The organism is Mesorhizobium sp. M7A.F.Ca.CA.002.04.1.1 (genome assembly GCF_004022805.1).
GTDB lineage: Bacteria > Pseudomonadota > Alphaproteobacteria > Rhizobiales > Rhizobiaceae > Mesorhizobium > Mesorhizobium ciceri.
This window is the reverse complement of record NZ_RZPL01000220.1, coordinates 1-7,724: the sequence shown is the minus strand read 5'-3', so window position 1 is coordinate 7,724 and position 7,724 is coordinate 1. Positions and strand designations below refer to the sequence as shown.

Below are 7,724 nucleotides of genomic sequence, written 5' to 3'. Positions count from 1 at the left end.
TCGCCGCTCAGCACGATGCGCTCGCGCTTGCGCTCCTTCTCGGGATTGGCGAGCGGCACCGCCGACAGCAGCGCCTGGGTGTAGGGATGCAGCGCCCTCGAATAGAGTTCGGCCGCCGGCGCGATCTCGACGATCTTGCCGAGATACATCACCGCCACCTGATGCGAGATGTGGCGCACGACGGACAGATCATGCGCGATGAACAGATAGGAGGTGCCGAAGGATTGCTGGATGTCCTTGAGCAAATTGAGCACGCCGGCCTGCACCGAAACGTCGAGGGCCGAAACCGGCTCGTCGAGGATCACCACTTGCGGATTGAGTGCCAGCGCGCGGGCAATGACGACGCGCTGGCGCTGGCCGCCGGACAGTTCGTGCGGATAGCGCTTGCCATGCTCGGGATTGAGCCGCACCAGTTCGAGCAATTCGGCGACGCGCGCGCGGCGGTCGGTCGCCGACATGTCGCTCATGCGCAGCGGCTCGGCGATGTTGTCGGCAATGCGCATGCGCGGATGCAGCGACCCGTAGGGATCCTGGAAGACGAGCTGGATGTAGCGCCGCATCAGGCGCATGTCTTCGTGATTGAGCGCGAGCAGGTTCTGGCCACGGAACCAGCTTTCGCCGCTGGTCGGCTCGATCAGCCGCATCAGGCAGCGCCCGAGGGTCGACTTGCCGCAACCGGATTCACCGACCAGACCCAGCGTTTCGCCCGGTGCTACGTCGAACGAGACATCGGCGACCGCACGGACATGGGCAACGGCACGGTCGAAGACGAGGCCGCCGCGAACCGGAAAGTCCTTGACGAGATGGCGAACAGAAAGCGCAGCCGCCGGTTTGGTTTCCGCCTGGAGTTGCTCCGCTGCGCTCATGAGGCCACGTCTCCACTGTCCAGGCTCGCCGCCGCCAGCACAGCACTGTGGAAGGGCGGCAAGGTCGTCGCGAAATGACAGGCCGAGAACCGGCCGCCGACATCGTGCAAAGGCGGGTCCTCGGTCCGGCAGCGTGCCGCGGCATAAATGCAGCGCGGATGGAAGGCGCAGCCGCCCGGCAAGCGCCCAAGTGCGGGCGGCGAACCGTCGATCGAGAACAGCCGCTCGCGGCTTTCCTCGAGGTTGGGGATCGAGGCGATCAGGCCACGCGTGTAAGGATGGCGCGGATCGGCGAACAGCTCGGATACGCCTGCCTGTTCGACGACACGGCCGGAATAGACGACCGCGACGCGGTCGGCATGGCCGGCGACGACGCCGAGATCATGGGTGATCAGCACCAGGCCGAGGCCGAGCCGTTCCTGCAGCGAGCGCAGCACGGCCAGGATCTGTGCCTGCACCGTGACATCGAGCGCCGTGGTCGGTTCGTCGGCAATCAACAGGTCAGGATCGTTGGCGACGGCCATGGCGATCACCGCGCGTTGGCGCATGCCGCCGGAGAATTCATGCGGATACTGGTTGACCCGGCGCTCCGGCTGCGGGATCGCCACCAGATGGAGCAATTCGACCGCGCGCGTCATCGCCTGTTTGCGTGTCACGCGCTGATGCAGCCTGACCGCCTCGGCAATCTGGGCGCCGACGGTCATCACCGGATTGAGCGAGGACAGCGGGTCCTGAAAAATCATGGCGATGCGCGCGCCCCTGATCTTGCGCATCTCGCGCGCCGGTTTGCCGACCAGTTCGTCGCCGTTGAAGCGGACCGAGCCGGTGACCACCGCGTTCTTTGACGTGAGGCCGAGCGCGGCGAGCATGCCGACGGACTTGCCCGAGCCGGACTCACCGACAATGCCGACCACTTCGCCCTTGGCGACGTCGAGGTCGATCCCGCGAACCGCTTCGAACTGACTGCCGGCCTTGCGGAATCCGACCCGCAGACCGCGTATGGACAGCAGCGGCTCGCGCTCGCCCACCTTGTCGACTGCGCCCGGTGGCGCTGAGGAAATCTGTGCGCTCATCGCCTAGTCCGACCTTGGATCGAGAATGTCGCGCAAGCCGTCGCCTATGAAGTTAAAGCCGAGCACGATGGTGAGGATGGCGACGCCGGGACCGAAGGCGATCCACCATTGATAGAAATGAACGGCGCCATCGGAGATCATCGAGCCCCATTCGGGTGTCGGCGGCGTGGCGCCGAGGCCGATGAAGCTGAGCGACGCGGCAAGCAGCACGACCTGGCCGAGATCCATGGTTGCGCTGATCAGCACCGGGGTCCAGCAAAGCGGCAATATGTGCGTGAACAGCACGCGCCGCGGCCTGGCGCCGGCGGCGATTGCCGCCTCGACATGCTCGCGCTCCTTCACCTCCAATACCTGCGCCCGCATCAGCCGGGCGTAGACGGGCCACCAGACGAGCACCATGGCTATGGCGGCATTGCCGAGGCCTGGTCCGAGCGACGCCGCGACGGCCATGGCCAGCAGCATCGGCGGAAAGGACAGAGTGACGTCAACAAGCCGCATGATCGCCGCGCCGGTCAATCCGCCGACGAAGCCGGAAATGGCGCCGAGCAGCGAGCCTATGATCACTGCAGAGACGACGACCAGAACCGCGATCGGCAGCGAATGCGCGGCCCCGTGCAGAGTGCGGGCCAGCACATCGCGGCCGAGTGCGTCGGTACCCAGCCAATGCGCCCAGCTTGGCGCCTGAAGCCGGCGTGCGACCATTTCGAGCGGATCGAACTGCACGACCAGGTTGGCGAATACGGTCATGAACAGCCAGAACAGGATGACGACCGTGCCGATGACCAATGGCGCGGTCAGCCATTCGGGAACCGTCGAGGAGCGGGACTTGGTGACGACGACTGCCATCAGCTCAACCTCACGCGCGGATTGGCCACGACATAGAGTATGTCGGTGATAAGGTTGGTGACCAGGAAGGCGAGACCACCGACGATGGTGACGCCGATGATCGCCGGGAAGTCGAGCGCACGCGCTGCCTCCACGGCATAGGATCCCATGCCCGGCCAGGAGAAGATGGTTTCGGTCAGCACCGCGCCGGTGATCAGATAGGCGAAGGAATAGCCGATGACGGTCAGGGTCGGCACCATGGTGTTGCGCAGCGCATGGACGATGACGACGCGGAATTCGCTCGCCCCCTTGGCGCGCGCGGTGAGCACGAACTCGCGGCTCATCACATCAAGCATGTTGGCGCGCACCAGCCGCGATATGGTGCCCGAAACCGTCCAGCCGAGGACGAAGGCCGGCAGAAGCAGGTGCCAGAGCGCGTCCTTGAGGACGGTCCAGTCGCCAGCCAGAAGCGAATCGATGGTCAGGAAGCCGGTGATGCCGGGCGGCAATGCCAAGCGGGCATCGACCCTGCCCGGCCCCGGCAACCAGTTCAGCATGACGGAGAAGATGAACAACAGGCCGAGCCCCGACCAGAACACCGGCAGCGAAGAGCCGAACAAGGCGAACAGCCGCGCGCCATGGTCGATCAGGCTGTTGCGGAAATAGGCGGCCAGCACACCAAGCACGATGCCGAGCGTGGTGCCGAAGATCATCGCGGCGAAAACCAGTTCGAGCGTTGCCGGCAAGCGGTAGAGAATGTCGGTGCCGACATTGCGCTTGGTGATGAAAGAGGTGCCAAGATCGCCGCTCAGCAGATTACCAAGATATATCATATAGCGTTCCGGCAAAGGACGATCGAGACCCCAACGCGTCTTGGCGGCGGCCACCACTTCGGGGTTGCTCATCTGCTGTTCGGCGACAATCGCGGTCAGCGGATCCCCCTTGGTCACCGTGGTGATCAGGAAGGCGATGGTGACGATGCCGAGCACCAGAAACGGCATTGCGATAAGCCGGCGCAAAATATAGCGAGACACGTGGCTACCTTCACAAGGAGGGGCTTTGTAAGATGGCACAAGGCGCTGGGACATGCCATCGACGGAAACATATTGACAGCCCGCGAAAGCCGCTGTCAATATAAATGGAATTTAATTTCATTTTTGATCGACAGTGCCGACGTCACCGGCCCGACAGGCGGACGACGACGCCAGAAAGACCTCAGCGTGCGCAAGCGAGCCACCAGGGACGAGACGGAGCTTGAAGGCGAAGGCGCACAGCTTTCGTCGTCGCTGGTGCGCGGGCTCGGCATCCTGCGCGCCTTTCGGCCGGGCGACGCCTCGCTCGGCAACCAGGACATCATTGCCCGCACCGGCCTGCCCAAAGCCACGGTGTCGCGCATCACCTATACGCTGAGCGCGCTCGGCTACCTCCTGTACGACAAGGATCTCGGCCGCTACAGCCTGGGGTCGGCTACCGTGGCGCTCGGCTATTCGGCGCTCAGTTCAAGCGCCGTCGTGCACGTCGCCCGGCCGCTGATGCAGCCGCTGGCCGATTTGACGGGGGCGGCGGTGGCGCTCGGCACGCGCGACAGCCTCAACATGGTGTATCTCGCCAATTGCCGGTCGGAGAGCCTTGTCACGCTGCGGCTCAACCCGGGCTCCTATCTGCCGATCTGGAAGACATCGATGGGGCTGGCCTATGCGGCGGCCCTTTCACCCGAGGAGCGCGTCAGCCTTGTACGGGCTTTGCAGGAGGCGGAGCCGGACAAGGCAGCGATGATCGCGGCGGCGATCGACGATGCGATCGCCCAATATGCACGCCAGGGCTATGTGACGTCGTTCGGCGCCTGGCACAGCTACATCCATGCAGTCGGCGTGCCGTTCCGCCCGCGTGACGGCTCGCCGCTGGTTGCCATCACCTGCGGCGGCATCGGCGAGATCATCACCGAGGACCGCGCGCATGCCGAGATCGGACCGGCGCTGGTGGCGATGGTGAAAGCACTGGGCGACCAACTCGAGGGAATTCCCGTGTAATCCCGGCACGGGATTGGCCCAGACGATCGGGCTGCATGCCGGCTTGAACTTGCCTGGTGGGGGCAGCACAGTCGCCGCCGATGGCATGGCGCTCGCGTTGTCAGTCCATCGGGTTCGGGTGACGGGGGGAGATCGGATGCCGATGAATTTTGCAGGACGGTTCAGCGACCGGGTGGCGGTCATCACCGGTGGCGCATCGGGCATTGGTCTGGCGGTGGCGCAGAGGATTGTCGAAGAAGGCGGACGGGTTTCGGTCTGGGATCGCGATCCCGCCCAGATCGAACAGGCCAAGGCCGTCATCCCCAGTCTTCACGGCATCGCTATCGACGTTGCCGATGCCGCAGGCGTGGAGCGCGCTGCCCGGTCAACGCTCGAAGCGCTTGGCGGTGTCGATATCCTGGTCACCAGCGCGGCGATCACCGGGCCGAACATGACGACCTGGAACTATTCGGCGGAAGATTGGCAGAAGGTCATCGACATCAACATCAACGGCGTCTTCTACTGCAACAAGGCGCTCGTGCCGCACATGCTCGAGCGCAACTATGGCCGCATCGTCAACATCGCCTCGATCGCCGGCAAGGAAGGCAATCCCAACGCCTCCGCCTACAGCACGTCCAAGGCCGCGGTGATCGGCCTGACCAAGTCGCTCGGCAAGGAACTGGCCAAGACCGGGGTGACGGTCAATTGCGTCACGCCGGCGGCCGTGCGCACCGCGATCTTCAAGCAGATGAGCCAGGAGCACATCGACTTCATGCTGTCCAAGATACCGATGGCGCGCTTTGGCGAGGTCGACGAGGTGGCGGCGCTGATCTGCTGGATCGCCTCGGAAGAGTGTTCGTTCACGACGGCCGCCGTGTTCGACGTTTCCGGCGGCCGCGCCACCTACTGAGGCAGAACGAATCTCAATTCCACGTGACGGTGCAACGGACGGAGCATGCGGGCGTATAGTTGGACGCCTCGAAGCGACAAGTCGCGACAAGGTAGCGGGAACCATGACACGGAATGCAGCCGTCAGGCGGGAGTTTGCTACTTTTGCTTAGAGCCGAATCTGCCGCACTGTCCGACGATGAGCTTCTGGACCGCTATCAGCGCGCCGCCTTCGATTATTTCCTCGATAACGTGAACCCCGAAAACGGACTGGTCGCGGACACATCGCGGCCGAATTCGCCGGCCAGCATCGCTGTCGTCGGCTTCGCGCTGTCCAGCTATCCGATCGGCGTCGAGCGCGGCTGGATGACGCGCGATGCCGCCGCGAAGCTGACGCTGGCCGCGCTGCGTTTCTTCTCGACCAGCCGGCAAGGCAATAGCGACGACGTCACCGGCCATAAGGGTTTTTACTACCACTTCCTCGATATGCGGACCGGCCTGCGCGTCTGGCGCTGCGAACTGTCGATGGTGGATACGGCGTTGCTGATATCAGGCATGCTGGTGGCGAGCGCTTATTTCTCCGGTGACGATGACGAGGAAGCCGAAATCCGCCAACTGGCCGAGGCGCTCTACCGGCGCGTCGACTGGCGGTGGGCACAAGGTTCAAGCCCGACCCTGCGGCAAGGCTGGAAGCCAAAGAGCGGCTTTCTGCACTATGGCTGGGAGGGCTACAACGAAGCGACGATCCTCTACGTGCTGTCGATGGCCTCGCCTGACAGTCCAACCTCGGATAACAGCTACGAGGGCTGGACGGCGACCTATCAGTGGGAAAACATCTACGGCTACGACGTGCTGTATGGCGGCCCATTGTTCATGCACCAGTTCTCGCATGCCTGGATCGATTTCGCCGGCATCCGCGACGCCTTCATGCGCGAGAAGAACTCGGACTATTTCGAAAACAGCCGCCGCTCGACCTATCTGCATCGCGACTATGCGCGCCACAACCCTTACGGCTATGACGGCTATGAAGAGAACCTTTGGGGACTTTCGGCGGGCGACGGGCCGGGCGGCTTCCGCACCAGCGTGGAGCGACAGCGCCGGCGGTTTTCCGGCTATGCCGCGCGCGGCGCTCCGTTCGGGCCCGATGACGGGACGATCGCCCCTTGGTCCTATCCGGCATCACTGCCTTTCGCGCCGGAGATCTGCCTGGCGGCGCTGCGCCATCTCGGTGATCGCTACCCCGAGGTGATCGACAATTTCCGGCTGCCGAGCGGCTTCAATCCGACATTGGCGAACCGGCGTAAATTCGGGAGGCACGGCTGGGTGTCGGAGGGCCACTATGGGCTGGATCAGGGTATCGTGGTGATGATGATCGAGAACCATCGGTCAGGGCTGATCTGGAAGCTGATGCGGTCCAATCAGCATATCCGTCGCGGCCTGCACAAGGCCGGATTCAATGGCGGCTGGCTGTCTCAGCCGGCAAGCCCGGCGTCAGGTGGCGGCAATGTCGCGTGACCGGACCAGGACCACCGCCTTCCCCGTCGACAGCAACGACATCAGTCTGATCGCGAGCGCCCATCCGCCGCACTGGAAGAACCCGCAGCCGGACGGTCCCTACAACCTCGTCGTCATCGGTGCCGGGCCGGCTGGGCTGACTGCCGCCTACGAAGCGGCCGGCCTCGGCGCAAAGGTCGCGCTCATCGAGCGCAATCTGATCGGCGGAACTTGCGTCAATGTCGGTTGCATCCCGTCCAAGTCGATCATCCGCACCGCAAGGCTTTATGCCGACATGCGCGATGCCGAGAATTTCGGCGGCGACATGCCGGACCGTCTTCACGTCGACTTTCCGCGCGCCATGACGCGGATGCGGCAGATCCGGCAGCGGATCAGCCGCGCGGATGCCGCCGATAGGCTGGTTTCCGAAGGCATCGACCTTTATTTCGGCGAAACGCTGTTTTCCGGACCGGACGCTGTCACGGTCGCCGGACAAACCTTGCGTTTCAGGAAGGCGCTGATCGCGACAGGCGCGCGCCCGAGGCTGCCGACGATTCCAGGCCTTGCCG

8 protein-coding genes are annotated in these 7,724 nt (G+C 64.1%); 4 read left to right on the top strand and 4 right to left on the bottom strand.

What is annotated here, in order from left to right; translation table 11 throughout:
- From ENZ75_RS13905 to ENZ75_RS13890, 4 genes are all read right to left on the bottom strand, one after another.
- The coding region (locus ENZ75_RS13905; protein WP_128278147.1) for an ATP-binding cassette domain-containing protein at positions 1-866 on the bottom strand (866 nt) is incomplete at its 3' end.
- Positions 863-1,939 (bottom strand): ABC transporter ATP-binding protein, encoded by a 1,077-nt coding sequence (locus ENZ75_RS13900; RefSeq protein ID WP_082826631.1) that lies wholly within the window; start codon positions 1,937-1,939, stop codon positions 863-865. The genes ENZ75_RS13900 and ENZ75_RS13905, both read right to left, overlap by 4 nt.
- A gap of 3 nt (positions 1,940-1,942) precedes the next feature.
- Entirely contained in the window at positions 1,943-2,788 is an 846-nt protein-coding gene (locus ENZ75_RS13895) for an ABC transporter permease (RefSeq protein ID WP_024501859.1), read from the bottom strand.
- Positions 2,785-3,798 (bottom strand): ABC transporter permease, encoded by a 1,014-nt coding sequence (locus tag ENZ75_RS13890; protein WP_063169870.1) that lies wholly within the window; start codon positions 3,796-3,798, stop codon positions 2,785-2,787. The genes ENZ75_RS13895 and ENZ75_RS13890 overlap by 4 nt, the downstream gene beginning before the upstream one ends.
- A gap of 186 nt (positions 3,799-3,984) precedes the next feature.
- Between ENZ75_RS13890 and ENZ75_RS13885 the strand changes: the two genes are divergently transcribed.
- The 4 genes from ENZ75_RS13885 to ENZ75_RS13870 all read left to right on the top strand — a co-directional run.
- Positions 3,985-4,794: an IclR family transcriptional regulator gene (locus ENZ75_RS13885; protein WP_013528139.1), complete on the top strand. Its 810-nt coding sequence runs from the start codon at positions 3,985-3,987 to the stop codon at positions 4,792-4,794.
- Between the two features lie 136 nt (positions 4,795-4,930).
- The gene (locus ENZ75_RS13880; RefSeq protein WP_013528140.1) at positions 4,931-5,683 is read left to right on the top strand and encodes an SDR family NAD(P)-dependent oxidoreductase; all 753 of its coding nucleotides are present in this window, start codon (positions 4,931-4,933) and stop codon (positions 5,681-5,683) included.
- Between the two features lie 143 nt (positions 5,684-5,826).
- Complete coding sequence (locus ENZ75_RS13875; RefSeq protein ID WP_013528141.1) at positions 5,827-7,176, top strand: glucoamylase family protein; 1,350 nt, start codon at positions 5,827-5,829, stop codon at positions 7,174-7,176.
- The coding region (locus tag ENZ75_RS13870) for an FAD-dependent oxidoreductase (RefSeq protein WP_128278146.1) at positions 7,166-7,724 on the top strand (559 nt) is incomplete at its 3' end. The genes ENZ75_RS13875 and ENZ75_RS13870, both read left to right, overlap by 11 nt.

Excerpts from the sequence above, each read along its gene's own strand:
- ENZ75_RS13900 (WP_082826631.1), bottom strand. The coding sequence starts at position 1,939 with ATGAGCGCACAGATTTCCTCAGCGCCACCGGGCGCAGTCGACAAGGTG.
- ENZ75_RS13880 (WP_013528140.1), top strand. The coding sequence starts at position 4,931 with ATGCCGATGAATTTTGCAGGACGGTTCAGCGACCGGGTGGCGGTCATC.